This is a genomic window from Duganella sp. 3397 (genome assembly GCF_031456625.1).
GTDB lineage: Bacteria > Pseudomonadota > Gammaproteobacteria > Burkholderiales > Burkholderiaceae_D > Rugamonas > Rugamonas phyllosphaerae.
Window position 1 is genome coordinate 808266 of record NZ_JAVDVB010000001.1, and the last position, 23254, is coordinate 831519.

Genomic DNA, 23254 nt, shown 5'->3' on the forward strand with positions numbered 1-23254 from the left:
AAAAATCTTAACATAATCAATGTGTTGCACGAGAGTTTACTGCGGATTATCTTGAATCGCCCGGGCGGATATCCAAAAAAGCCACGGACCGTAACCGCTGGCCAGTAATTTATTCCCGCTCCACCGCCCGGTAATACCCGATCTTCTCCTCCAGCGCCTGCACCGACAGCCGCATCGCTTCCATCTCGGCCAGCACTTCCTGCAAATGCGTTTCCAGCATCCGGCGCCGGTCCGGCACAGTGCTGTCGCCGGTGGCGCGCAGGGTAGCGAAGGTTTGCATCTGGCTGATCGGCATGCGCCTGGTGCGCAGGCGCAGCAGGAAGTCGATCCATGCCAGGTCCGCTGCCGCGTAGCGGCGCTGGCCGCCTTCGGCGCGGCCCACCGGGGCGATCAGGCCGATTCGTTCGTAGTAGCGCAGCGTGTGCGCGGTCAGGCCGGTGCGCCTGGCGACTTCGTCGATGCTGAGGTGGGATGGCATGGACCGCTCCTGGTGAATGTCATTTCGTCGCAGCAATTTTAACCCCGCGCCTGTCGAACACTTCGCGGGCAGCGCTGATGCCGTTCAGGGCGCTGGGAAAACCCGCGTACACAGCCATCTGGATGATGACTTCGACGATCTCCTCCGGCGTGCAGCCGACATTGAGCGCCCCCTCGATATGGACCTTAAGTTGCGGTTGCGCATTGCCCAGCGCGGTGAGGGCGGAAATGGTGGCCAGCTCGCGCGTGCACAGCGACAGGGCGGGGCGCGAGAACACGTCGCCGTAGGCAAAATCGACGATCCAGTGGCCCAGTTCGGGCGACAGGTCGCGCAGCGAATCGACCACTGACGTGCCTGCGCTGCCGGTGATGGCAGCAATCGTGTGCTCGCCGCGCACGCGGCGTTGGTCTTTTTGCGCTGGCTCGCTGGCGCTGGCGGCGGTCGTGGAGACCATGCCGGCCAGCAGCAAGGTTTTCGGAAACAGCGTAGTCAATAGTGTCATGGATGTGCTCCTGTGTGGTCGATGAGGAAGGCCTCGATCACAGGCTAATACTTGGAGTGCACTCCAAGTCAAGCCCTCACCACAAGCCCTCACCACGGAGCGAGCCGCCATCCGTGTGCGCTGGCATCGAGCCGGTCGGTCAACGCCAGATTATCGAGAAAAGTATCGTCGTGCGACACCACCAGCAACGCGCCCCGGTAGCTGCGCAACATGGTTTCCAGCGCCTGCAGCGAAGGCAGGTCGAGATGGTTGCCGGGTTCGTCGAGCAGCAGCAGTGGTGCCGGCGGATCGGCGTACAGCACGCAGGCCAGCGCCGCCTTCAGGCGCTCACCGCCGCTGAGCGCGCCGCTGGGGGCGGTAATTTTTTGTGCGTCCAGCCCCAGTTGGGCCAGCCAGGTGCGCAGTGTCCCTTCCGCCACAACGCGGTTGACTGCCAGCAGATGTTCAAGCACGGTGCGCGCCGGATCGAGATCGGCCAGGCGCTGGTCCAGGTAGACGCCGCCAGCGACCACCTGGCAACGACCGGCCAGCGGTGCGATGCGGCCGGCCAGTACTTGCAGCAAGGTCGACTTGCCGCAGCCGTTGGCACCGACCACGCCCACGCGCTGCTGCGCGCTCAAAGTCAGGCTGATATGCCGGGTCGCTGCGGGCACGAACGGCAAAGCGACCGCATCGAGCTCCACCATGCGCCGCTGGGCGCCATGCACGGCCGGCACATGCAGCACGATCTGCGCATCGTCGTGCGCCTGCTGTGCGGCAGCGCTTACCCGCGCCGACAACTGTGCACGCGCGGCGTCCTGTTGCTGGCGCAATTTGCCGGCCGAGCTTTCGCTGCGCTCCTTCTGGCGACCGAGCAGGATCTTGGCCTGGTTGGCCTCCTGGCCCTGGCGGGCGGCGCGCGCCTGGCGTTTTTCCTGGCGCTCGCGCTGGGTGCGCATGGCCTGTTCCTCGCGCTGGCGTTCGAGCTTGCGCAGGTCAAGCTGGTCGAGCGCACTTTGCCGTTCCTGTGCCCTCGCCGCCGCATAAAAAGTGTAATTGCCGCCATAGCTGCGCAAGCCCTGCGGCGACAGTTCGACGATGCGCGCCATGGCCGCCAGCAGTTGACGGTCGTGGCTGACCACCAGCAGGCCGCGCTGCCAGCGCTGCAACTGTGCGATCAGCGCTTGCCGGTGCTGGCGGTCGAGATGGTTGCTCGGTTCATCGAGGATCAGGAAATCGGCGCCGGACAGCATGGCGCCCGCCAGGGCCACGCCCATCGCCTGGCCGCCGCTCAGAACACTGGCCGGGGTACTCGCATCGTGATGGCACAGGCCGACCTGGTCGAGTTCCTGCTGCAGCAGTTGCGGCAAGTCCCAGCGTTCGCCCACCAGGTCGAAGTCCGCCACGGCCACGCTGCCGGCGGCAATGCGGGCCAGCGCGTCGAGTTCGGCGCGCACGCCAGCCAGGTCGGCGATGGTGGCGCCGGGCGCGGGCGCCACCTGCTGGGCCAGGTAGTACACCGAACCGTGCCGCAGGCAGCGCCCTGAAGAGGGGGCTAATTGCCCGGCCAGGATGCGCGCCAGCACGGTCTTGCCGGCGCCGTTGCGCCCGACCAGGCCGGTGGGCCGCTGGTCGAAATGTTCATGCAAGTCGGTAAATAACATCCTGCCGTCGGGCAGGCCATAAGACACGCCGTCCAGCGTGATCAACGTGCTGGGGGTCGAAGGTTGCGTCATGCGTCACTCCAATAGATGCCAGAAACTCCCCGTGCAAGGGGAAGCAGTGGGTACTGGCCGTCAAGAAGACGGCGGCATCAATGGCGCATCGGACGAATACCTCGGTGACTGGGAGAGCGGCCATTATAGATCAGTAATATGGATGACTACATGGATGACTACATGGACGAGTACGCGGAGGCGCTGCGTTGTTGGGTATAATCGTCGAATTAGCCGACCGCCGGACCACGCGTTTGTTCCCCCCGCACCCCTCTTCACTAGAAAATATTCCTCATGGCATCTTCCAACGATAACGTCAGCATGGCGCTGTTCTGCGATTTTGAAAACGTCGCGCTCGGTGTGCGTGACGCCAACTACGACAAGTTCGACATCAAGCCGGTGCTGGAACGTCTGCTGCTCAAGGGCAGCATCGTGGTCAAGAAAGCGTATTGCGACTGGGATCGCTACAAGGGCTTCAAGGCGCCCATGCACGAAGCGAACTTCGAGCTGATCGAAATCCCGCACGTGCGCCAGTCCGGCAAGAACTCGGCCGACATCCGCATGGTGGTCGATGCACTCGACCTGTGCTACACCAAGTCGCACGTGGACACCTTCGTCATCATTTCCGGCGATTCCGACTTTTCGCCGCTGGTGTCCAAGCTGCGCGAGAACGCCAAGAAGGTGATCGGCGTGGGCGTCAAGCAATCGACGTCCGACCTGCTGGTGGCCAACTGCGACGAATTCATTTTCTATGACGACCTGGTGCGCGAGAGCCGCCGCGCCCGCCGCGATGCAGGCGAAGCCAAGCCGGCCGTCAAGCGTTCGCCGGAAGAAGAAAACGCCCGCCGCGACGAAATGGAAAAACGCCGCGACCAGGCCGTGGAAATCGCCGTCAACACCTTCGAAGCGCTGGTGCTCGAGCGTGGCGACAGCGGCAAGATCTGGGCCTCGGTACTGAAGGAAGCGATCAAGCGCCGCAAGCCGGACTTCAGCGAGTCGTACTACGGTTTCCGCACCTTCGGCAACCTGATCGAGGAATGCAAGGCGCGCGGCCTGCTGGAATTTGGCCGCGATGAGAAATCGGGCGCCTACGTCTATCGCAGCAGCGGCGCGCAAACCAATGCTGCCTCCGCGCAGGCAGAAAGCCAAGCTGGCGAACACGCCGGCAACCAGGAGCAGGGCAACGAATCGCGCCGCAGCCGCAACCGTGGCCGCACCGCAGCGGAACGCTTTGCCGAGCGCCAGGCCGAGCGCCATGGCCGCCAGGGCCAGGCACGTCCGGGCCAGGCTGACGAAGACCAGGACGCGCTTGCCATTGCCATCGATACCACGCCCGAAGTGGCAGCGATTGCCGTGGAGCCATTGGCCGAATTGGCCGACGCTGCACAAGCTGCGGCCAACGCCGGCGCCGATGCTGCCCCCGCAGTCAACAACGACCGCGACGGCAACCGCAATCGCAACCGTGGTGGCCGCGACCGCAACAATCGCAATGACCGTAATGATCGCAACGGCAACGGCCAGCGCAACCAGTCCGGCCAGCAGCGCCACCAGGCTGCCGACGCCGACGTGCACGCAGCAGCGCCAGTGGTGCTGGAAGCGGCAGTAGCGTTGCCATTGGTGCAAGATGCCATGGCCGCCACCGGCGAAGCGCAAGTGCAGGCGCCAGCCAAAAAGAAAAGCGGCGCCAAGCCACCGGCACGCAAGGTAAAAGCCGCCGCCAAGGCCCCGGCTGCGCAAGCCGAGCAGGCGGTAGCGACTTATTCAGCAGCGCCGTCGGCAGACCTGGCCACACCGGCCGCACCGGTCGTGGTCGAGGCAGTCGCAGCAGCGACCCCGGCCGCCGAGGCCAACGGTACGGCCGAAGCCGCCAAGCCAGCGCGTCCGGCCCGTCCAAAAGCCAAGCCGAAAGCCAAGCCTGCCGCTGAACGTGCGCCCGAAGCGGTAGCGGTAGCGCCGCAGCCCGTCGTCACCGAAACTGCCCCGGCCGCCAAGGCGCCGAAGCAACCGCGGGCGCCACGCACACCCAGGGCGCCCAAAACCTCCAAGGCGCCAGCCTCGGAAGAGTAAGACGTAAGAGCAAGACGCAAGACCGGGGCGGGGGGGCGCTGCACGCGCCCCCGCGCCTGTACCCAGCCCTGCAACACTCACCGCGCGCTGGTCGCGCAGCTTTTGGCGTGTGCCATGCCCATCCTCTCCGACCTCATTCTCTACCCGATCAAATCCTGCGCCGGCCTGTCGCTGCCGCAAGCACGGCTGACCACGGCCGGTCTCGCCACGCCCGATGGACAGATCTTCGACCGCGAATGGATGGTGGTCGATGCCAATGGCGGTTACCTGACGCAGCGCGATTTTCCGCGCATGGCGCTGATTACACCCACCTTGCAGGAGCACACGCTGGCGCTGGCCTTCCCCGGCATGGCAGCGCTGGAACTGGCGCTGGCCCGGCCCGATCCGGCTTTGGCCGCCACGCGCCGCGTGCACATCTGGGACGAAAGCCTGAGCGCCTATGACTGCGACGACGCGACCGCCGCCTGGTTCAGCGCGGCGCTGGGTGTGCCATGCCGCCTGGTGCGCTTCCATGCCGAGGCCGTGCGCGTGGTCAGCCAGAAGTGGACCGGCGGCGTGGCCGCTACCACGCTGTTTTCCGACGGTTTTCCGATCCTGGTGATCGGCCAGGGCTCGCTGGACGATCTCAACGACAAGCTGCGCGGCGCCGGCCGTGCGGCCCTGCCGATGAACCGCTTCCGGCCGAACGTGGTGCTTGCCGGCATCGAAGCCTTCGAAGAAGACTACACCGACACCTTCCAGATCGGCGACGTCACACTGAAACCCGTCAAGCCGTGCCCGCGCTGCCCGATGCCATCGGTCGACCAGGCCACCGGCGACTTCGGCCCCGACCCGCTCGAGATCCTGCAAAGCTACCGCGCCAAGCCCGAGCTCGATGGTGCCTTGTGTTTCGGTATGAACGCCATCGTCACCGCCGGCGACGGCCTGCTGGTGCAGGTTGGCCAGGAAATCGAGGTTGCGCTGGCGTTTTAATGCACTTCCGGCCGCCGAGCCATTCCCAAGCGGAACAACTTGGCGTAATGTTATGCAAGACATGAATTCGGTTGAAGGGCAGGGGATTATTTATGACGCAGACTGCAACGGGCAAGTTCGCGCCAAACATGGACCAGGCAGCGCACGACGCTGAACTGGTCGACAAGTTGGCCACAGAAAACCAGGCTCTGCGCGCCCGCATGGCCTATCTGCTGGAACAGGCTGAACGCAACCATTCGATCATGACGCGCCACCAGGCGTTCGACCTGAACATCGTCAGCGCCGGCAATTTTCCTGAACTGGTGGGCACCATCCTCAGCGTGCTGCCGGTGATTTCCGAACTCGACGCGGTCACGCTTACCCTGCTGGACGAGGGCGCCGATATCCGCACCGTCATGCTCAAGCTCGACGTGGTATTCGCGGATTTTCCCGACCTGATTTTTGTCGAAGCGCTCGAGGCGCTCGGCTTCGACCTGGCAGAGCGCACGACCACCTCGGCGCCGCCCAAGCCGCTGCTGGGCATGTTCGATGCGCAGCGCCATGGCGCCGCGTTTCCCAACGCGCCGGCGGGGCTGCAAAGCGTGGCGCTGGTGCCGCTGCTGCGCAACAAGCGCATCATTGGCAGCCTCAACCTGGCCAGCCGCGATCCCACCCGTTTTACGCCCAGCCTGGGCACCGATTTCGTCGAGCACATGGCGTCGATCGTCGCCATCTGCCTGGAAAACGTCATCAGCAACGAGATGCTCAAGTACATCGGGCTGACCGACTCGCTCACCGGCGTGTATAACCGCCGCTACATCGACCGCCGCCTGCTCGAAGAAATCGCCCGGGCCCGGCGCCAGGCGTATCCGATCTCGTTCATGTACATCGACGTCGACCATTTCAAGCGCGTCAACGATACCGTGGGCCACGGCGGCGGCGACGAGGTGTTGCGTGAAGTGGCCACCCGCATCAAGAACGAGCTGCGCACCTCGGACGCACTGGCGCGCTTCGGCGGCGAGGAATTCGTGGTGCTGCTGATCGACGCGCCGCTCGACAGCGCCGCCTTTGTCGCCGAGCGCATCCGCGCCGGCATCGCCAACACCATGATCGCGCTCACGCCCGAGCTGCAAGTATCGGTGACGGTGTCGATCGGCGTGGCAGCCCTGCATCCGGGCGAAGCGGAAGGCGACCCGGCCGCCATCGCCCGCGCCTGGGTTGCCGCCGCCGACCTGCGCCTGTACGCCGCCAAGGAGGCGGGGCGTAACCGCGTGGTGAGCACGGCGCCGGCGGAGTGACCGGTTATAAAGTTTTTTGCCCGCCGGTGTTGGACCAACTATCCACCGCCACCAGCGATTCCAGCTCACGCCGCGTGTCCCATCCCTCCAGCTCCAGCATCGGCCTGGGATAGAACTGCTCCACGTGCCCCAGGCACAGCACCGCCACCGGCCGCGCGCCTTGCGGCATGGCCAGCAGTTGCGCCAGTTGGTCGGGGTCGAACAGCGACACCCAGCCCATGCCCAGGCCTTCGGCGCGCGCGGCGAGCCACATGTTCTGGATCGCGCAGGCGACCGACGCCAGGTCCATTTCCGGCAGCGTGCGGCGGCCGAATACGTGGGCTTCGCGGCCATCGGCCAGCGCGACGACGAACAGCGCGCCGCACTCGCGGATGCCCTCCACTTTTAGCCGCATGAATTCTGCGCCGCGCTCACCCAGCGCCTCGGCCGTGTTGCGCCGTTCGGCTTCCACCATGTTGATGATGGCCTCGCGCAGGTCAAGGCTGGCGATGCGGATAAAGCGCCACGGCTGCATATAGCCCACGCTGGGCGCCTGGTGCGCCGCCTGCAGCAGGCGCGCGATGACCGCCTCGTCCACTGCGCCGGGGACGAAGTGGCGCACGTCGCGCCGCTCCTTGATGACGCGATAGACGCTGTCGATTTCTTGTTGCGTGAATACTGCGGACATGACTGCCTTGCTAATGGGATGAAGCCACAGCGCCGGATCAGCGCAGCAGCAAATTCTCGGCGCGCGCCACGGCGTCGGCGGCGCCGCGCAGCACCACCACGTCGCCGGCGGCGAGGACGGTCTCCGGCCCGAACTCGATCACCTGCTTGCCGCGGCGGATGCTGGCGACCACGGCGCCACTGTCGGCCAGCAGGCACTGGCCCAGCTGCTTGCCCACGCTGGGCGTGTTCTCGGCCAGCGTGACCGGGTGCAGGCGGTCGAGGTCGGCGTCTTCGCCGACGTCGGAAAAACCGTGGAAGAAGCCGCGCAGCGAGGCGTAGCGGGCCTCGCGCGCAGCCTGCACGCGGTGCACCACCTTGCGCAGCGGCACGCCCAGCATCACCAGCGTGTGCGAGGCGAGCATCAGGCTGCCTTCCATCAGTTCCGGCACCACTTCGGCAGCGCCGGCGGCCTTCAAGGCGTCGAGGTCGGTGTCGTCGTGCGAGCGCACCAGCACCGGCAAATTGGGCGCCAGCAAATGCACCTGGTGCAGCACCTTCAGCGCCGACGGCGTGCTGGCGTACGTGATCACCACCGCGCTGGCGCGGTAGATGCCGGCCGCAACCAGGCTCTCGCGCCGCGCGGCGTCGCCGTACGACACTTGCAGACCGGCCGCCTGCGCCACCTGCACCCGCTCGGGATCGAGGTCAAGCGCGTGGTAGTCGATCTTTTCTTCCGAGAGCAGGGTGGCCAGGCTCTGGCCACTGCGGCCGAAGCCGGCCAGGATCACGTGCTTGTTGGTGGACATGGTGCGGCTGGCGATCTTGGTCAGCGCCAGCGACTGCATCATCCAGTCGTTGCTGGCCAGCTTCATGACAATCTGGTCGGACTTGGCGATGATGAACGGCGCCACCAGCATCGACAGCACCATCGAAGCGAGCACCACTTGCGTGAGGAACGGGTCGATCAGCTTGTTACCGCTGGCCAGGTTGAGCAGCACGAAGCCGAACTCGCCGGCCTGCGCCAGCGCCAGGCCGGTGCGAATCGACACGCCGTCGCTGGAACCGAACAGCTTGGCCAGCGCGGCGATCAGGGCGAACTTCACCAGCACCGGACCGATCAGGAGTATTAACACCAGCCACCAGTTGTCGATCACCATGCTGACGTTGAGCAACATGCCCACCGTGATGAAGAACAGCCCCAGCAGCACGTCGCGGAACGGCTTGATGTCTTCTTCCACCTGGTGCTTGTACTCGGTCTCGGAAATCAGCATGCCGGCCACGAACGCCCCCAGGGCCAGCGACAGCCCGGCCTGCTCGGTGATCCACGCCGCGCCCAGCGTGATCAACAGCAGGTTGAGCATGAACAGCTCCTGCGAGCGGCGCTTGACCACGATGGTAAACCAGCCGCGCATCAGGCGGTGGCCGACGAACAGCAGCAAGGTCAACACGATCACCGCCTTCAAACCGGCCCAGGCCAGGGTTTCAGCCAGCGCATCGGGACGCTGGCCCAGCGACGGGATCATGATCAGCAGCGGCACCACGGCCAGGTCCTGGAACAGCAAGATGCCGATGATCTTGCGGCCATGCTCGCTCTCGAGTTCGAGCCGCTCGGTGAGCATCTTGACCACGATGGCGGTGGACGACATCGCCAGCGCGCCGCCCAGGGCAAACGCGCCTTGCCAGCTGATGTGCAGGTGGGCGGGCAGCTGGGTGGCGATGGTCCAGCCGAACAGCAGGGTGGCGACGATGGTAAACGCCACCTGCGCCAGCCCGAGGCCGAACACGATGCCGCGCATGGCCAGTAGCTTGGGCAGGGAAAATTCGAGCCCGATCGAGAACATCAGGAACACCACGCCAAACTCGGCCAGGCCGTGGGTGGCCTCGCTTTCCATGGCCCAGCCGAGCGCGTGGGGGCCGATCAGGATGCCGACGGCCAGGTAGCCGAGCATGGGCGGCAGGTGCATCATGCGGAACGCCACCACGCCCAGCACGGCGCTGCCTAATAACACCAGGGTCAGTTCGAGCGGGGAAAACGTCATGTTGCCGTAGCCGTCAGTTTTTTATTCAGTGGTTTCGCCCCACGCAGGCGCATTGTTTCGACTGGCAAGTTTTTTGCTTTCTTAATTCGGCTATACTTGGGTATGAGTGTAACCCATGAAAAAACAATGCTGAAAGCTTTTGACGCAAAAATGGCCGCGCACGCGCTGCAGTTGGCCCGGGAAACGTTGCAAAACGAGGCCGCCGCCATTACTGCCCTCGAGCAGCGCATCGATGCCGACGACAGCGTCGCCCGTGCCATCGAGCTGTTGTTAAATTGCAAAGGCCGGGTGGTCGTCTCCGGTATCGGCAAGTCCGGCCATATTGCCCGCAAGATGGCCGCCACGTTCGCCTCCACCGGCACGCCGGCGCTGTTCGTCCATCCGGCCGAGGCTGCCCATGGCGACCTGGGCATGGTCACCGCCGACGATGCCTTCATTGCGATTTCCTACTCGGGCGAGAGCGGCGAGTTGATGACCATCTTGCCGGTGGTCAAGCGCATGGGCAGCAAGGTCATCGCCATCACCGGCAAACCCGGTTCCAGCCTGGCCAATATCGCCGACGTGCACCTGAATGTCGCCGTGGCCAAGGAAGCGTGCCCGATGAACCTGGCGCCGACCACGTCCACCACCGTCACGCTGGCGCTGGGGGATGCTTTGGCGGTCGCCTTGCTCGACCTGCGCGGCTTCAAGGAAGAAGATTTTGCCCGTTCGCACCCGGGCGGCGCGCTGGGCCGGCGCCTGCTTACCCACGTGCGCGACGTCATGCGCAGCGGCGCCGATGTGCCGAAAGTCCACGCCGACGTCAAGCTTACCGACGCGTTACTCGAAATCACCCAGAAGGGCATGGGCATGACTGCCGTGGTCGATGCCGACGACAAGCCGATCGGCGTGTTCACCGACGGCGATCTGCGCCGCATGATCGAAAAAGTGCAGGACTTCACCCGTGTCGTGATCCGCGACGTGATGCATCCGAACCCGCGCAGCATTGCGCCGGAAAAGCTGGCAGTCGACGCCGTGGCCGTGATGGAACAGTTCCGCATCAACCAGATGCTGGTGACCGATGCCGACGGCAAGCTGGTCGGCGCCTTGCACATCCACGACCTCACTCGCGCCAAGGTGATCTGATGACCGAATTGACCATGCGGACTGTGCATGAACGCGCTGCGCGCGTGAAACTGATGATTTTCGACGTCGACGGCGTGCTCACCGACGGCAGCCTGCACTACGGCGCCGACGGCGAAGCGCTCAAGACGTTCAACGTCTACGACGGCCTGGGCATCAAGCTGTTGCAGGAATCCGGCGTGCAGACCGCCATCATCAGCGCGCGCACGTCGCCGCAGGTGATCAAGCGCGCGGCCGACCTGGGCATCAGCTACCTGCACCAGGGCGGCCACGACAAGCTCACGCCGTTCAAGGCGCTGCTGGAAAAGACCGGCTTGACTGCCGAGCAGGTCGGCTTCATCGGCGACGACGTGGTCGATCTGCCCATCATCGCCCGCGTCGGTTTCGCGGTGGCGGTGCCGAACGGCCGGCCCGAAGTGCTGGCGCGCGTGCACCACGTCACCACCGCCCAGGGCGGGCGCGGCGCGGTGCGCGAAGTGTGCGAACTGCTGTTGCAGGCGCAGGGCACGCACGCGGCCGTCATGGCGCAATTCATGGTGTAACGGAGACCGGGCATGCGTAAAAGAACAGCACATCGTTGGCCGCTCACCTGGATGGTCGTGCTCGGCGTGTTCGTGGCCGTCGGCACGGGCTGGATGGTGCAGCTGATTAACGAATCGAACCAGGATACGGCGCAGGACAAGTTCCGCAACGAGCCCGATTACATCATCGACCGGTTCAGCGTGGTGCGCATGACCAAGGACGGCAAGCCGGCCTATATCCTCTCCGGCGACAAGCTGACGCACCTGCCGGCCGAAGAAGCATCCGATATCGTCAAGCCCTACATCAACACCTTGTCGGCCGAGCATCCACCGATGACGGTGCGTGGCGACACCGCCCGGGTGGACCAGGACAACTCACGCGTCAAGCTCAACGGCAACGTCAGCGTGGTGCGCCCGGCCAGCGGCAAGAGTGGCGCCGCGTCGCAGGCCATGAGCCTGACCACGTCCACGCTCACCGTGTTCCCGGACGAGCAACGGATGGAAACCGCTGCACCGGTCGAGCTACACCTGGGCAATACGGTCGCCACCGGCGTGGGCATGACCGCCAACAACGCAACGCTGCAAACCCAACTGGGTGGACGCGGCAAGATCACCGTGCCGCCGCGTGCGGCACGCTAAAGGAAGATTATGAGAGCAAGCACCAAGCACACCTTCTGGTCGGCAGCACTGCTGCTGGCGGCCCTGGCCATCCCGGCGCACGCCGAAAAAGCCGACTCCAACAAGCCGATCGAAGTATCGTTCGACCAGGCCGACTCCGACGACGTCAAGCAGATCAAGACCTTCACCGGCAACGTCATCCTCACGCGCGGCACTATCCGCATGACCTCGCCCAAGGCGGTGGTCACGCAAGACCCCGAAGGTTTCCAGTTCGTGGTGCTGACCGGCACGCCCGGCGTGCAGGCCACGTTCCGCCAGAAGCTCGACGGCGACACCGATAAATGGGTGGAAGGCCAGGCCGACCGTATCGAATACGACGACAAGACCGAGCTGGTCAAGCTGATCTCCAAGGGCCGCATCAAGCAGCTCGAAGCGGGCAAGGTGACCAGCCAGGTCGATGGCGAATTCATCTCCTACGACAGCCGCCGCGAAGTGTTCGCGGTCAAGAATACCAGCAGCGGCGAGAGCAAGCCGGGCGCCGGCCGCGGCACCATGGTGATCCAGCCGTCGTCCAAGCGTCCGCCGATCGCGCCGGCCCAGCCGACGTCTCCAGCACCTGCCACCCAGCCTGCGGGGAAATGATATGGAACCGAGTTGCGGTAGCACCCTGATCGTTCGCGGCCTGCAAAAAAGCTATGGCAAGCGCCAGGTCGTGCACGACGTCTCGCTGCAAGTGGAATGCGGCGAAGTGGTGGGCCTGCTGGGCCCCAACGGCGCCGGCAAGACCACGTCGTTCTACATGATCGTCGGCCTGGTGCCGTCCGATGCCGGCACCATCGACATCAGCGGCGTCGATATTTCGAGGCTGCCCATCCACCGCCGCGCATCGCTCGGCCTGTCGTACCTGCCACAGGAAGCGTCGGTGTTCCGCAAGCTGACGGTGGAAGAAAATATTCGCGCTGTCCTCGAAATTCAAAAAGTGGACGGCAAGTCTTTATCCAAGGCTGACATTACCGAACGGCTCAATACCCTGCTGGCCGATTTGCAAATCGAGAAGCTGCGCGACAACCCCGCGCTCTCGCTCTCCGGTGGCGAACGCCGCCGGGTGGAGATCGCCCGTGCGCTGGCTACCAACCCGCGCTTCGTGCTGCTCGACGAACCATTCGCCGGGGTCGACCCGATTGCCGTGATCGAGATCCAGCGCATCGTGCGCTTTCTCAAGGAGCGGCAGATCGGCGTCCTCATTACCGATCACAATGTGCGCGAGACGCTGGGCATCTGCGACCGCGCATATATCATCAACCAGGGCTCGGTGCTGGCTTCGGGCCGTCCGGACGACATCATCGCCGACGAATCGGTCCGCCGCGTCTACCTGGGTGAACACTTCCGAATGTAATCCATGAAACAGTCATTGCAACTGCGAACTTCGCAGCATCTCGCGCTGACACCCCAACTGCAGCAATCGATCCGCTTGCTGCAGCTCTCCACGCTGGAGCTGCACCAGGAACTCGAACAACTCCTTACCGATAATCCGCTGCTCGAACGGCTCGACGATCCGCTCGACCATTCACTGCGCCTGTTGTCCGACGGCGCCATCAGCCAGCAGGCGCCGTCCGGCGAAGCGCCGTCCGAGTCGGGCCCGCAGGAAGCCGCGCCGGCAGGCGAGGCCGACACCTACGACGGCCCTGCTGCCGATACCGAAAGTACCACCGCCGAAGCGGACATGGACTGGAGCGACGCCGGCCGCAGCAAGGCGCCCGACGACGAGGACGCACGCCCGCAGATCGAGGCCCACCACTGCACCCTGCGCGAACACCTGATGGAGCAGATGCGCGTGACCGTGCTCGAGCTGCGCGACCGCGCGCTGGTCGAACTGATCATCGACGCGCTCGATGAAAACGGCTACCTCGAAGAAGCGCTCGACGAGATCCACGCGCGCCTGCCCGAGGAACTGGAAGTCGATATCGACGAGCTGCAAACGGCGTTGTCGCTGCTGCAAAGTTTCGATCCGGCCGGCGTGGGCGCGCGCAACGCGGCCGAGTGCCTGGCGCTGCAAATCAAGCGCTTGCCCGGCATCCCGATGGTCACGCGACGCATGGCCGTGGCCATCGTGGAAAAGCATTTGACGTGGTTTGCCCAGCGCGATTTCAACAAGCTGAAAAAAGCGCTGCTGTGCGACGACGAAGACCTGCGCGAGGCGCAGACCGTGATCCGCCAGTGCAATCCGCATCCCGGTGCGGCGTTCGCGTCCGACGTCTCCGACTACGTGGTGCCCGACGTGATCGTGAAAAAATCGCGTACCGGCTGGCAGGTCAGTTTGAACAACGACGTCATGCCGCGCCTGCGCGTCAACGCCATGTACGCCAACCTGCTCAAACAGAAGAAGGGAGATGGCGGCGAGGGCGCCATGGGCGCGCAGCTGCAGGAAGCGAAGTGGCTGATCAAGAATATGCGCCAGCGTTTCGACACCATCCTGCGCGTGGCGCAAGCGATAGTAGAACGACAAAAGAACTTTTTCTCGCACGGCGCGGTTGCCATGCGCCCCCTTGTGCTTCGCGAAATTGCTGATACACTGGGTTTACACGAGAGCACCATTTCTCGGGTAACAACTCAGAAATACATGCTCACGCCGCATGGCATGTTTGAGTTGAAATATTTTTTTGGTAGCCATGTCGCCACCGAAGCAGGCGGTGAAGCCAGTTCAACGGCGATACGGGCATTGATCGTGCAACTGACAGGAGCTGAAGACCCTAAAAATCCTTTATCCGACAGTAAGATTGCGGACATGCTGGGAGAACAGGGCATGGTGATTGCGCGACGCACTGTTGCCAAATATCGCGAAGCCCTCAAAATCCCTCCAGTCAGTCTCCGCAAGTCTTTGTAGTGCACTGGTTCCTGCGTGCCCGGCATCAATGGGCAACGCACTAACCGTCAGCGACATCTATCTTTAGGAGTGTGTATGAATCTCACCATCAGTGGACATCATCTCGAAGTGACCGCCGCCATTCGTGAATACGTGCAGAGCAAGCTCGAACGCGTGACACGGCACTTTGATCAAGTGATTGATATTGCTGTCATTCTGACCGTAGATAACCTTAAAGAGAAAACCAAGCGCCAAAAGGCTGAAATCAATCTGCGCCTGTCCGGTAAAACGGTCTACGTGGAGAGCCTGTCGCAAGACCTGTACGCTGCGATCGACACCCTGATCGACAAGCTGGACCGCCAGGTCATGAAGTACAAAGGCAAAGTCCAACAGCACGGCCACGATGCGATCAAGCATCTCCCGGATAACTTCGAACCAGCTGCCGCCGCCCTTTAAAATAACGGCGCGACAACACCAACTAAGGGCGCAACCATGGCGCCCTTTCTTGTTTTTGGGATTCCATGAAAATTGTTTACCTGGTTTATACCGTTTCCGCTCTTGCTGTTGCTTCCTCTTCCTACGCCACCACGTGCCAGCCGGCGCCGGCTGCCGTCATCGACATCGACGCCAACAGCTACTACAACGACGCCAACCACTCCGTGATCGACCCGGCGCGGCGGGCCAAAAACATCGCCAGCACCGAGCCGGTCGAACAATTCTTGTCCGGCGTGGCGCGCAACGCCAGCCGCTACCAGGCCAGCGGCAAACCGGCGGACGCCGCCTGCGCCTTGAACTGGCTCGAGGGCTGGGCAGGGCAGCAGGCCATGCTGGGCAAGATGTCGAGCGAGCAGGCGTATTTCGTGCGCAAGTGGACCTTGGGCGGCCTGGCGCTCAGTTACGCGCGCGTGCAGCCGGCCGCCACCCCGGCGCAGAAAAAATCCATCGAAGCGTGGCTGTCCACGCTGGCCGACGCCACGCTCACGCACGCCGATACCCGCAAGGGCAAGCGCAACAACCATTATTACTGGGAAGGGCTGGCCGTGACCGCCGTGGGCGCCGTCACCGGCGACCAGCGCTTTTTAAAATGGGGCCACGGCGTGTTCGACAACGCCATGGCCCAGGTGGCGCCAGACGGCGCACTGCCAGCCGAAATGGCGCGCGGCGCCAAGGCCTTGCATTACCACGCGTTCGCCGCCGCACCGCTGACCATGATGGCGTCCATCCTCGACCTGCAATCGCCAACCTTGGACCGGCTGGTGAAATTTACGCTCGCTGCCGCGCGCGATCCGTCTGCCATGCAGCAGGCCACCGGCTTCAGGCAGGAAGAGGTTGGCGACATGCCGTTTGCAGTGATCTACGCCCGCCACATGGGGCAGCCTGCCGCAGCGCCGGCGAAATTCCAGGCGCGCCTGGGCGGCGATTTGACCTTGCCCAATCCGCTCGAACATCTGCCATCATCGAACAAGGCCACAGGACAACCATGAGCGCACACGTTTTAACTGCCGTCAGTGACGGCACCGCCGTCACCACGCTCGATCGCCCGCGCGCATTGAATTCGCTGTCGCTCGACATGGTGCGCGCCGTTACGCAAACATTGCTGGCCTGGCGTGACGACGATGCCGTGCAGGCAGTCGTCATCCGCGGCAGCACCGAGAAAGCATTCTGCGCCGGCGGCGATATCCGCTTCTTCCACGATCTTGGCCGCGCCACGCCGCAGCAGGGCAGTGCGCTGGTCGAAGATTTCTTCACCGAAGAATACGCGCTCAATCACCTGGTTCATCATTACCCGAAACCGTATATCGCGCTGATGGATGGCGTGGTGATGGGCGGTGGCATGGGCGTGGCGCAGGCCGGTCCGCAGAGCCGGGTACGTATCGTCACCGAGCGCACCAGGATGGCAATGCCGGAGACCAATATCGGCCTGTTCCCGGACGTGGGCGCCAGCTATTTCCTGTCTCGCTTGCCGGGCCGGCTGGGGCTGTACCTGGGCGTCGCCGGTGCGACCATCGGCGCGGCCGATGCCTTGTATGCCGGCTTGGCTGATCACTACGTGCCAGTGGCTGAATTACCGGCGCTGGAAGCCGTATTGAGCAGCAATGGCGGTGCTGGCCTGCCGGGGGCGATTGCAGCGTTTGCAGCGCCCTTCAAGGCTGCTGTGGGGCCAAGTGCGCTGGAACGCGACCGCGCCGCCATCGACCATCACTTTGGCGCCGGTTCGGTGCCAGCCATCATGGCGTCGCTGCAAGCGGACGACAGCGATTTTGCCCGCACCACGCTGGCCATGATGGCCACGCGTTCCCCGCTGATGATGTGCGTGGCGTATGCCCTGCAGGAGCAGGGTGCCGCAATGAGCATGGCCGACTGCCTGCGCATGGAACGCGCAGCCGTGCGCCGCACGCTGGAAAACGGCCAGGTCATCGAAGGCATCCGCGCGCTGGTGATCGACAAGGACCACGCTCCGCGTTGGGAACCTGCTGCGCTGGCCGACGTGACCGAAGCGATGGTCAGGCAGATTTTGGCGCCGGCGTGGCCGGACCACGCCCATCCGCTGCATCATTTTCACGGCGCGGCGTAATCACCTGCTGACGCGCCCGCCGCACGACCTCGCGCGCTGCTGCAATATGAGCGGGGTCGGCGGCCCTGATCAAGGCCGCATGAACGATTTCACTGCTCGCGATGCCGTATCACCACGCGCTCGCTGGCGTGGAAGTACGCCGCCAATTTTTCGGCGATATAGACCGAGCGGTGCTGGCCGCCGGTGCAGCCCAGGGCGACGGTCAGGTAGCTGCGGTTGTCGGTCTTGAACGACGGCAGCCATTTTTCCACGAAGGCGCGGATGTCTTCGAGCATTTCTCCGGCGCTGGCTTGGGCGTCGAGGAATTCGATTACCGGCGCATCGCGGCCGGTCAGCGGGCGCAGTGACAGGTCGTAGTAGGGATTGGGCAGCGCCCGCACGTCGAAGACGAAATCGGCATCCATCGGCACACCGAGCTTGAAGGCGAACGATTCGAAGAACAGGGTCAGTGGCGCGTGTTCGAGCTCGACCAGGTCTTTGACCCAGGCGCGCAGTTTATTCGCGCTCAGCTCCGACGTATCGACCACGTGGCCCAGCTGCTCGATGGCCGAGAGCCGCTCGCGCTCTTCAAGGATGCATTCGATCAGGGTGCGGCGCGCGGCCGGGTTCTGGCCCGGACGCAGTTCGTGCGACAGCGGGTGGCTGCGCCGGGTCTCGGAAAACCGCGCCACCAGCGAGTGGGTATTGGCAGTCAAGAACATCACGCGCACGTCGTGGCCTTCCTCGCGCAGGTGCGCCACGTCGGTGGGCAAGGTCGCCAGCGACTCGGCGCTGCGCGCATCGACCGCCACCGCCAGCGAGCGCAAGCCTTCGCCCACCAGGGTGGATACCAGGTGGGGCAGCAGCGCTGGCGGCAGGTTGTCCACGCAGTAATAGCCGAGGTCTTCCAGCACATTCAGGGCCACCGATTTGCCGGAACCGGAAATGCCGGTGATAAGGACGATACGCATGACTTTAGTCTCCGCTCATGGCCAGGCGTTGCCGTTCCATGAACTCTTGCAGGGTGTCGATCCCGCGCAGTTGCAAAATGGTGTTGCGCACGGCCGCTTCGAGCAGCACGGCGATGTTGCGGCCGGCTGCCACCGGGATCACGACCTTGCGGATCGGCAGGCCCAGAACGTCTTCGGTAGGGAACTGGAACGGCAGCCGTTCGACTTCTTCTTCCTGGCCGCCGCGCTTGACCAGGTGCACGATCAGTTTCAAGCGCATCTTGCGCCGCACGGCTGTCTCGCCAAAAATCGCCTTGATGTCGAGCAGGCCCAGGCCGCGCACTTCCAGCAGGTTTTGCAGCAGCGCCGGGCAGCGCCCTTCGATCATATTGGGGGCGATGCGCGAAAATTCCACCGCGTCGTCCGCCACCAGGCCGTGCGAGCGCGAAATCAGTTCCAGGCCCAGTTCGCTCTTGCCCAGTCCCGAGTCGCCGGTGATCAGCACGCCCACGCCCAGCACGTCCATGAACACGCCGTGCATGATGATGCGCTGCGCCAGCTTTTTCGACAGGTACACGCGCAGGAAGTCGATCACCTGCGCAGCCGGCAGCGGCGTGGAGAACAGCGGGATATTTTTTTCGTCGCAAATGGCCAGGATGTCGGGCGGGGTTTCCAGCCCTTGCGCGACGATCAGCGCCGGCGGATTGCCGCCGATCAGCTCGCCGATCAGGTGGGCGCGCGTGAGCGATTTGAGGCGCTGGTAGTAATTGATTTCCTGGTGGCCGAACACCTGGATGCGGCCCGGGTGGATCATGTTCAGGTGGCCGACCTGGTCGGCAGCCGAGGCCACGTCGCCGGAAATCAGGCGTTCGCCGCCGGGAAAGCCGGCAAACCAGCCGAGTTGCAAACTTTCGCGATTGTCGTCGTACAGGCGTTGTATCGTCAGCGGGGTCTGCAGCATGGGCATCGGGGTCCGAATCAGGAGAAAGAGAGCCTAGTGTACTGCAAGTTGCTGGTGGTGAATCAGCCCGCAGTTTGCAGGCTGGGCAGCCAGTTGATGATGCGCGAGTGCACTGATTTTGGATCGGGATCCTCGGTCAGCGCGGTGCGGAATGCATCATCGGAAAACATTTCCGCGATCTCGGACAGGATTTCCAGGTGTTGCTGGGTCACGTGATCGGGGATCAACAGGAAAAACAACAGGTTGACCGGCTTGCCGTCGGGCGATTCGAACGGAATCGGCTCGGACAGGCGCACAAACGCGGCCAGCGGCGACTTCAGGCTTTTCATGCCCTTGATGCGCCCGTGTGGCACGGCCACGCCGTGACCGAGACCGGTGGAACCGAGCCGCTCGCGGGCGAACAGGTTGTCCGACACGGTCGAGCGGGCGATGCCGCAATTGTTTTCGAAAATCAGGCCAGCTTGCTCGAAAGCACGTTTTTTGCTGGACACTTCCAGGTCCAGCAGGACGTTTTCGAGGGAGAGAATTTTGCTCAGGTTGTTCATATGACGACAATAGTGTTGCGGCGCACGGCCCGAATTATAGGCTTGTTTGCGCGCCGTGTAACATGAAATCGCTCGCGTCCGAGTTGTATTTCAATCAACGGACCGAAACCCCGGGCCGACCCGTCATCATACGCCTGATTTGAATCCGATATTACTGCCGGGCGCCACGCAGGTTGGGCGGGTTGCGGCCGGTGCTGAAGTTGCTGCGCCACGGGTTGATGTCGAGGCCACCGCGCCGCGTGTAGCGGGCATACACCGCCAGTTGCTGCGGTGCGCATTCGCGCAGGATATCGACAAAGATGCGCTCGACGCACTGTTCGTGGAATTCGTTGTGCTCGCGGAAACCGATCAGATATTTCAGCAAGCTTTCCTGGTCGATCTGCGGGCCGCTGTAGTGGATCTGCACACTGGCCCAGTCCGGCTGCCCGGTAACCAAGCAATTCGACTTGAGCAGGTGCGACACCAGTTTTTCCTCGACCGGCTCCTCGTCCAGCGCGGCCTTGAGCAGTTCCGGGGCCGGACTGTAATGGTCGATCTCGATGTCGAGGCGGTCGAGCAGCAGGCCATCGAGCTCGCCCATGGCGATCTTGCTGAAACCGTCAGGCTGGGTCAGCACGATGTGGATGCTGGCGCCCACGGCTTTCGACAAATCCTGTTGCAGCAGCGCCTGCAGCGCATCGACACTGTCGAGCCGGGTCTGGTTGAACGAGTTCAGATACAGTTTGAACGACTTCGATTCGATGATGTTGGGCGAATCGGCCGGCACGGTGATACGGGCAATCGCCACCTGCGGCTTGCCGCGGCTGTTGAGCCACGAGATTTCGTAGGCATTCCAGATATCGACGCCGAAGAAAGGCAGCGTGCCGGACAGGCCGAGCTCGTCGCGCTTGCCCTGGCGCGGGATCGGGAACAGCAGTTCCGGCGCGTAATCGGTGCGGTAGGCGGAGGTTTTTCCCAGCGGGGACAAGTCGACGGTGTTGGTCATGGCGGTGCGGTGGTGGCGTGATAACCGCCACATTGTACATGCGCCCCTCATGGCACGCTGGCGGCACAACTGCCGCTCAGCGCAGTGCAGGGTTTAGCCCAGGAACAGCTTGTACACCGGATTGGCCGTCTCGTTCCAGTAGCGGTAACCGAGCGTGGTCAGGAATTGGCCGAACTGGTCCATCTCACCCGGCGGCACCTGCAAGCCGATCAGGATGCGGCCGACGTCGCCTCCCTGGCTGCGGTAGTGGCACAGCGAGATATTCCAGTTTGGCGCCATGCTGTTCAAGAAGCGCATCAGCGCGCCCGGGCGTTCGGGGAACTCGAAGCGGTACAGCAGCTCGCTCTCGGCCAGCGCGCTCTTGCCGCCCACCAGGTGACGCACGTGGGCCTTGGCCAGTTCATCATGCGTGAGATCCAGGGTGCGGAAGTCGTTCGATTCGAACGTGCGCGCCAGCGCGCTCGACTCGCTGCGGTCGGCAATCTGCACACCGACAAACACGTGGGCCTGGTCCTTGTCGCTGATGCGGTAGTTGAACTCGGTGACATTGCGCGGGCCGACCAGCGCGCAGAAGCGCTTGAAGCTGCCGCGCTGCTCGGGCAGGGTGACGGCAAACAGCGCCTCGCGCGCTTCGCCCAGTTCGGCCCGTTCGGCCACGAAACGCAGGCGGTCGAAGTTCATATTGGCGCCGCAGGCGATCGTGATCAGGGTTTCGTTCCTGATCGGATTTTTCGACAGCGCCGCCCGTTCCACGTAGGCCTTGGCGCCGGCAATGGCCAGCGCACCGGCCGGCTCCAGGATGCTGCGCGTGTCGGTAAACACGTCCTTGATGGCCGCGCTGATGGCGTCGGTATCGACGATGATGATGTCATCGACGTACTGCTGGGTCAGGCGGAAGGTTTCTTCGCCCACCAGGCGCACGGCGGTGCCGTCCGAGAACAGGCCAACGTCGGCCAGGGTGATGCGCTCGCCGGCCTTGATGCTGCGCGCCATCGCATCCGAATCCATGGTCTGCACGCCGATGATCCTGATATCGGGACGGATCGCCTTGACGTAGGCAGCCACGCCCGAGATCAGGCCGCCGCCGCCGATGGCGACGAAAATCGCGTGGATCGGGCCCGAGTGCTGGCGCAGGATTTCCATGCCGATGGTGCCCTGGCCGGCGATCACGTCGGGATCGTCGAACGGGTGCACGAAGGTCAGCTTCTGTTCTTTCTCGAGCGTGAGTGCGTGGTTGTAGGCGTCGGTGTACGACTCGCCGTGCAGCACCACTTCGACGTCGGAGCCGCCGCGCGCCTTGACCGCGTCGATTTTTACCTGCGGGGTGGTGGTGGGCATCACGATCAGCGCCCGGCAGCCGAGCTTGGCTGCGGACAGGGCCACGCCTTGCGCATGGTTTCCGGCAGAGGCGCAAATCACGCCACGCTTGCGCTGTGCTTCGCTCAGGTGGGCCATCTTGTTGTAGGCGCCACGAATCTTGAAGCTGAACACGCTCTGCATGTCCTCGCGCTTGAAATAAATGCGGTTGTCATAGCGCTGCGACAAGGTCGGCGCCAGTTCCAGCGGGGTTTCCTGGGCAACGTCATAAACGCGCGCGGTCAGTACTTTCTTCAGATAGTCGATAGTCATGGTCTGCAAACAAGAAAAAAAGCGGTAGGGCTACCGGGTAGCCCCGCAGTGTTCGATGCTAACTATCCGGTGGGTGACCGGGTGGAGCAGGGGCGCAGGTCCGCGCGGGTGGGCATGGACCGAACTGTTCAATCGTGCGGTGTGCGGATCATTATAATGGACACCCTTATCAGACCTCAAAGAAACCGATGATCGAATCTGCAATCGCCTGGCTGCTGAACGTGATCGCCGCGCCGGAAGTGGGCCTGACGTCGGTGTTCATCATCAGTTTTATCTCGGCCACCTTGGTGCCGCTCGGTTCGGAGCCGGCCGTGTTTGCGGTGATCAAGGCCAATCCCGAACTGTTCTGGAGTGCGATTGCGGTGGCCACCGTCGGCAACACGCTGGGCGGCGCGGTCGATTACTGGATCGGCTACCAGGCCAAGCAAACCTTTGCCAAGGAGCGCAAGAGCCGCTGGTTCCACTGGCTCGAGCGCTACGGCGCCAAGACCATGTTGCTGGCCTGGCTGCCAGTGGTCGGCGATCCGCTGTGCACGCTGGGCGGCTGGCTCAAGCTGCCTTTCTGGCCCAGCCTGGCCTACATGGCGGTGGGCAAGTGCCTGCGCTATCTGACCATGACCACGCTGCTGTTGTATGTGCCGGACGGCTTCTGGCACCGGATTGGACAAATGCTGGGCTAAAACGGTGCAGCCGATCGTACTGCGGTAGCGCCAGGATACTGAATTAAATTCCGCTTAACTTGCAAAGTTGAATTTAATTGCCAATAAATCGCGGTTTTTACATGGAAACTGTGGATTGATTGCGCGGTGAATGCCCTTTAGTGAACCGG

23 protein-coding genes are annotated in these 23254 nt (G+C 63.5%); 13 read left to right on the top strand and 10 right to left on the bottom strand.

Translation table 11 applies throughout. The features are described from left to right. Window positions 1–109 precede the first annotated feature (109 nt). From J2X54_RS03555 to J2X54_RS03565, 3 genes are all read right to left on the bottom strand, one after another. Window positions 110–478: a MerR family transcriptional regulator gene (locus J2X54_RS03555; protein WP_310177932.1), complete on the bottom strand. Its 369-nt coding sequence runs from the start codon at window positions 476–478 to the stop codon at window positions 110–112. 19 nt (window positions 479–497) lie between these two features. Next, complete coding sequence (locus J2X54_RS03560) at window positions 498–932, bottom strand: carboxymuconolactone decarboxylase family protein (protein WP_404990881.1); 435 nt, start codon at window positions 930–932, stop codon at window positions 498–500. Between the two features lie 137 nt (window positions 933–1069). Further along, window positions 1070–2695: an ABC-F family ATP-binding cassette domain-containing protein gene (locus tag J2X54_RS03565; RefSeq protein WP_310177937.1), complete on the bottom strand. Its 1626-nt coding sequence runs from the start codon at window positions 2693–2695 to the stop codon at window positions 1070–1072. Window positions 2696–2968: 273 nt separating this feature from the next. Between J2X54_RS03565 and J2X54_RS03570 the strand changes: the two genes are divergently transcribed. The 3 genes from J2X54_RS03570 to J2X54_RS03580 all read left to right on the top strand — a co-directional run bounded on the left by J2X54_RS03570 (window position 2969) and on the right by J2X54_RS03580 (window position 6990). Next, window positions 2969–4741 carry an NYN domain-containing protein gene (locus J2X54_RS03570; protein ID WP_310177940.1) on the top strand — a complete coding sequence of 591 codons (1773 nt, stop codon included), beginning with the start codon at window positions 2969–2971 and terminating at the stop codon, window positions 4739–4741. A 114-nt stretch (window positions 4742–4855) separates the two neighbouring features. Next, window positions 4856–5713, top strand: coding sequence for an MOSC N-terminal beta barrel domain-containing protein (locus tag J2X54_RS03575; protein ID WP_310177941.1), 858 nt, complete (start codon window positions 4856–4858; stop codon window positions 5711–5713). Between the two features lie 92 nt (window positions 5714–5805). Further along, window positions 5806–6990, top strand: coding sequence for a DUF484 family protein (locus J2X54_RS03580; RefSeq protein WP_310177943.1), 1185 nt, complete (start codon window positions 5806–5808; stop codon window positions 6988–6990). A gap of 4 nt (window positions 6991–6994) precedes the next feature. On the opposite strand, the gene bluB is transcribed toward J2X54_RS03580, so the two are convergent. Both bluB and J2X54_RS03590 read right to left on the bottom strand, forming a co-directional pair. Next, the gene (gene bluB / locus J2X54_RS03585; RefSeq protein WP_310177945.1) at window positions 6995–7657 is read right to left on the bottom strand and encodes a 5,6-dimethylbenzimidazole synthase; all 663 of its coding nucleotides are present in this window, start codon (window positions 7655–7657) and stop codon (window positions 6995–6997) included. Between the two features lie 37 nt (window positions 7658–7694). Next, entirely contained in the window at window positions 7695–9677 is a 1983-nt protein-coding gene (locus J2X54_RS03590; RefSeq protein WP_070249756.1) for a monovalent cation:proton antiporter family protein, read from the bottom strand. A gap of 126 nt (window positions 9678–9803) precedes the next feature. Between J2X54_RS03590 and J2X54_RS03595 the strand changes: the two genes are divergently transcribed. From J2X54_RS03595 to J2X54_RS03635, 9 genes are all read left to right on the top strand, one after another. Then, window positions 9804–10802 carry a KpsF/GutQ family sugar-phosphate isomerase gene (locus tag J2X54_RS03595; RefSeq protein WP_310177948.1) on the top strand — a complete coding sequence of 333 codons (999 nt, stop codon included), beginning with the start codon at window positions 9804–9806 and terminating at the stop codon, window positions 10800–10802. Continuing rightward, window positions 10802–11341, top strand: coding sequence for an HAD family hydrolase (locus J2X54_RS03600; protein ID WP_310177950.1), 540 nt, complete (start codon window positions 10802–10804; stop codon window positions 11339–11341). Before J2X54_RS03595 ends, J2X54_RS03600 begins: the two co-directional genes overlap by 1 nt. A gap of 12 nt (window positions 11342–11353) precedes the next feature. Continuing rightward, on the top strand, window positions 11354–11959 hold the full coding sequence (lptC, locus tag J2X54_RS03605) for an LPS export ABC transporter periplasmic protein LptC (RefSeq protein ID WP_070249753.1): 606 nt from the start codon (window positions 11354–11356) through the stop codon (window positions 11957–11959). Between the two features lie 9 nt (window positions 11960–11968). Further along, window positions 11969–12580 carry a lipopolysaccharide transport periplasmic protein LptA gene (lptA, locus tag J2X54_RS03610; RefSeq protein WP_070249752.1) on the top strand — a complete coding sequence of 204 codons (612 nt, stop codon included), beginning with the start codon at window positions 11969–11971 and terminating at the stop codon, window positions 12578–12580. Between the two features lies 1 nt (window position 12581). Continuing rightward, window positions 12582–13334: an LPS export ABC transporter ATP-binding protein gene (gene lptB, locus J2X54_RS03615; RefSeq protein WP_070249751.1), complete on the top strand. Its 753-nt coding sequence runs from the start codon at window positions 12582–12584 to the stop codon at window positions 13332–13334. Window positions 13335–13337: 3 nt separating this feature from the next. Then, window positions 13338–14822, top strand: a complete 1485-nt coding sequence (locus J2X54_RS03620; RefSeq protein WP_070249750.1) for an RNA polymerase factor sigma-54 — start codon at window positions 13338–13340, stop codon at window positions 14820–14822. A 75-nt stretch (window positions 14823–14897) separates the two neighbouring features. Beyond that, complete coding sequence (hpf, locus tag J2X54_RS03625) at window positions 14898–15257, top strand: ribosome hibernation-promoting factor, HPF/YfiA family (protein ID WP_019923404.1); 360 nt, start codon at window positions 14898–14900, stop codon at window positions 15255–15257. A gap of 65 nt (window positions 15258–15322) precedes the next feature. Continuing rightward, window positions 15323–16285 carry an alginate lyase family protein gene (locus J2X54_RS03630; protein ID WP_310177958.1) on the top strand — a complete coding sequence of 321 codons (963 nt, stop codon included), beginning with the start codon at window positions 15323–15325 and terminating at the stop codon, window positions 16283–16285. Continuing rightward, complete coding sequence (locus tag J2X54_RS03635) at window positions 16282–17376, top strand: enoyl-CoA hydratase/isomerase family protein (protein ID WP_310177961.1); 1095 nt, start codon at window positions 16282–16284, stop codon at window positions 17374–17376. Before J2X54_RS03630 ends, J2X54_RS03635 begins: the two co-directional genes overlap by 4 nt. An 89-nt stretch (window positions 17377–17465) precedes the next feature. On the opposite strand, the gene rapZ is transcribed toward J2X54_RS03635, so the two are convergent. The 5 genes from rapZ to ilvA form a co-directional block, all read right to left on the bottom strand. Then, complete coding sequence (rapZ, locus tag J2X54_RS03640; RefSeq protein WP_070249746.1) at window positions 17466–18326, bottom strand: RNase adapter RapZ; 861 nt, start codon at window positions 18324–18326, stop codon at window positions 17466–17468. 4 nt (window positions 18327–18330) lie between these two features. Next, complete coding sequence (gene hprK, locus J2X54_RS03645; protein ID WP_040378044.1) at window positions 18331–19266, bottom strand: HPr(Ser) kinase/phosphatase; 936 nt, start codon at window positions 19264–19266, stop codon at window positions 18331–18333. Window positions 19267–19328: 62 nt separating this feature from the next. Beyond that, window positions 19329–19811, bottom strand: a complete 483-nt coding sequence (locus J2X54_RS03650; protein WP_070249745.1) for a PTS sugar transporter subunit IIA — start codon at window positions 19809–19811, stop codon at window positions 19329–19331. A 151-nt stretch (window positions 19812–19962) separates the two neighbouring features. Then, entirely contained in the window at window positions 19963–20796 is an 834-nt protein-coding gene (gene queF, locus J2X54_RS03655; protein WP_070249744.1) for an NADPH-dependent 7-cyano-7-deazaguanine reductase QueF, read from the bottom strand. Between the two features lie 93 nt (window positions 20797–20889). Next, window positions 20890–22425, bottom strand: a complete 1536-nt coding sequence (ilvA, locus tag J2X54_RS03660) for a threonine ammonia-lyase, biosynthetic (RefSeq protein WP_310177966.1) — start codon at window positions 22423–22425, stop codon at window positions 20890–20892. A gap of 188 nt (window positions 22426–22613) precedes the next feature. Here ilvA and J2X54_RS03665 point away from each other — a divergent pair, with 188 nt between their 5' ends. Beyond that, complete coding sequence (locus J2X54_RS03665) at window positions 22614–23105, top strand: YqaA family protein (protein ID WP_070249742.1); 492 nt, start codon at window positions 22614–22616, stop codon at window positions 23103–23105. Window positions 23106–23254: the final 149 nt, after the last annotated feature.

Bases quoted from the DNA above. Each gene is read 5' to 3' on its own strand.
- J2X54_RS03555 (WP_310177932.1), bottom strand. From the start codon at position 478: ATGCCATCCCACCTCAGCATCGACGAAGTCGCCAGGCGCACCGGCCTG.
- J2X54_RS03560 (WP_404990881.1), bottom strand. From the start codon at position 932: ATGGTCTCCACGACCGCCGCCAGCGCCAGCGAGCCAGCGCAAAAAGAC.
- J2X54_RS03565 (WP_310177937.1), bottom strand. From the start codon at position 2,695: ATGACGCAACCTTCGACCCCCAGCACGTTGATCACGCTGGACGGCGTG.
- J2X54_RS03570 (WP_310177940.1), top strand. From the start codon at position 2,969: ATGGCATCTTCCAACGATAACGTCAGCATGGCGCTGTTCTGCGATTTT.
- J2X54_RS03575 (WP_310177941.1), top strand. From the start codon at position 4,856: ATGCCCATCCTCTCCGACCTCATTCTCTACCCGATCAAATCCTGCGCC.
- J2X54_RS03580 (WP_310177943.1), top strand. From the start codon at position 5,806: ATGACGCAGACTGCAACGGGCAAGTTCGCGCCAAACATGGACCAGGCA.
- bluB (WP_310177945.1), bottom strand. From the start codon at position 7,657: ATGTCCGCAGTATTCACGCAACAAGAAATCGACAGCGTCTATCGCGTC.
- J2X54_RS03590 (WP_070249756.1), bottom strand. From the start codon at position 9,677: ATGACGTTTTCCCCGCTCGAACTGACCCTGGTGTTATTAGGCAGCGCC.
- J2X54_RS03595 (WP_310177948.1), top strand. From the start codon at position 9,804: ATGCTGAAAGCTTTTGACGCAAAAATGGCCGCGCACGCGCTGCAGTTG.
- J2X54_RS03600 (WP_310177950.1), top strand. From the start codon at position 10,802: ATGACCGAATTGACCATGCGGACTGTGCATGAACGCGCTGCGCGCGTG.
- lptC (WP_070249753.1), top strand. From the start codon at position 11,354: ATGCGTAAAAGAACAGCACATCGTTGGCCGCTCACCTGGATGGTCGTG.
- lptA (WP_070249752.1), top strand. From the start codon at position 11,969: ATGAGAGCAAGCACCAAGCACACCTTCTGGTCGGCAGCACTGCTGCTG.
- lptB (WP_070249751.1), top strand. From the start codon at position 12,582: ATGGAACCGAGTTGCGGTAGCACCCTGATCGTTCGCGGCCTGCAAAAA.
- J2X54_RS03620 (WP_070249750.1), top strand. From the start codon at position 13,338: ATGAAACAGTCATTGCAACTGCGAACTTCGCAGCATCTCGCGCTGACA.
- hpf (WP_019923404.1), top strand. From the start codon at position 14,898: ATGAATCTCACCATCAGTGGACATCATCTCGAAGTGACCGCCGCCATT.
- J2X54_RS03630 (WP_310177958.1), top strand. From the start codon at position 15,323: ATGAAAATTGTTTACCTGGTTTATACCGTTTCCGCTCTTGCTGTTGCT.
- J2X54_RS03635 (WP_310177961.1), top strand. From the start codon at position 16,282: ATGAGCGCACACGTTTTAACTGCCGTCAGTGACGGCACCGCCGTCACC.
- rapZ (WP_070249746.1), bottom strand. From the start codon at position 18,326: ATGCGTATCGTCCTTATCACCGGCATTTCCGGTTCCGGCAAATCGGTG.
- hprK (WP_040378044.1), bottom strand. From the start codon at position 19,266: ATGCTGCAGACCCCGCTGACGATACAACGCCTGTACGACGACAATCGC.
- J2X54_RS03650 (WP_070249745.1), bottom strand. From the start codon at position 19,811: ATGAACAACCTGAGCAAAATTCTCTCCCTCGAAAACGTCCTGCTGGAC.
- queF (WP_070249744.1), bottom strand. From the start codon at position 20,796: ATGACCAACACCGTCGACTTGTCCCCGCTGGGAAAAACCTCCGCCTAC.
- ilvA (WP_310177966.1), bottom strand. From the start codon at position 22,425: ATGACTATCGACTATCTGAAGAAAGTACTGACCGCGCGCGTTTATGAC.
- J2X54_RS03665 (WP_070249742.1), top strand. From the start codon at position 22,614: ATGATCGAATCTGCAATCGCCTGGCTGCTGAACGTGATCGCCGCGCCG.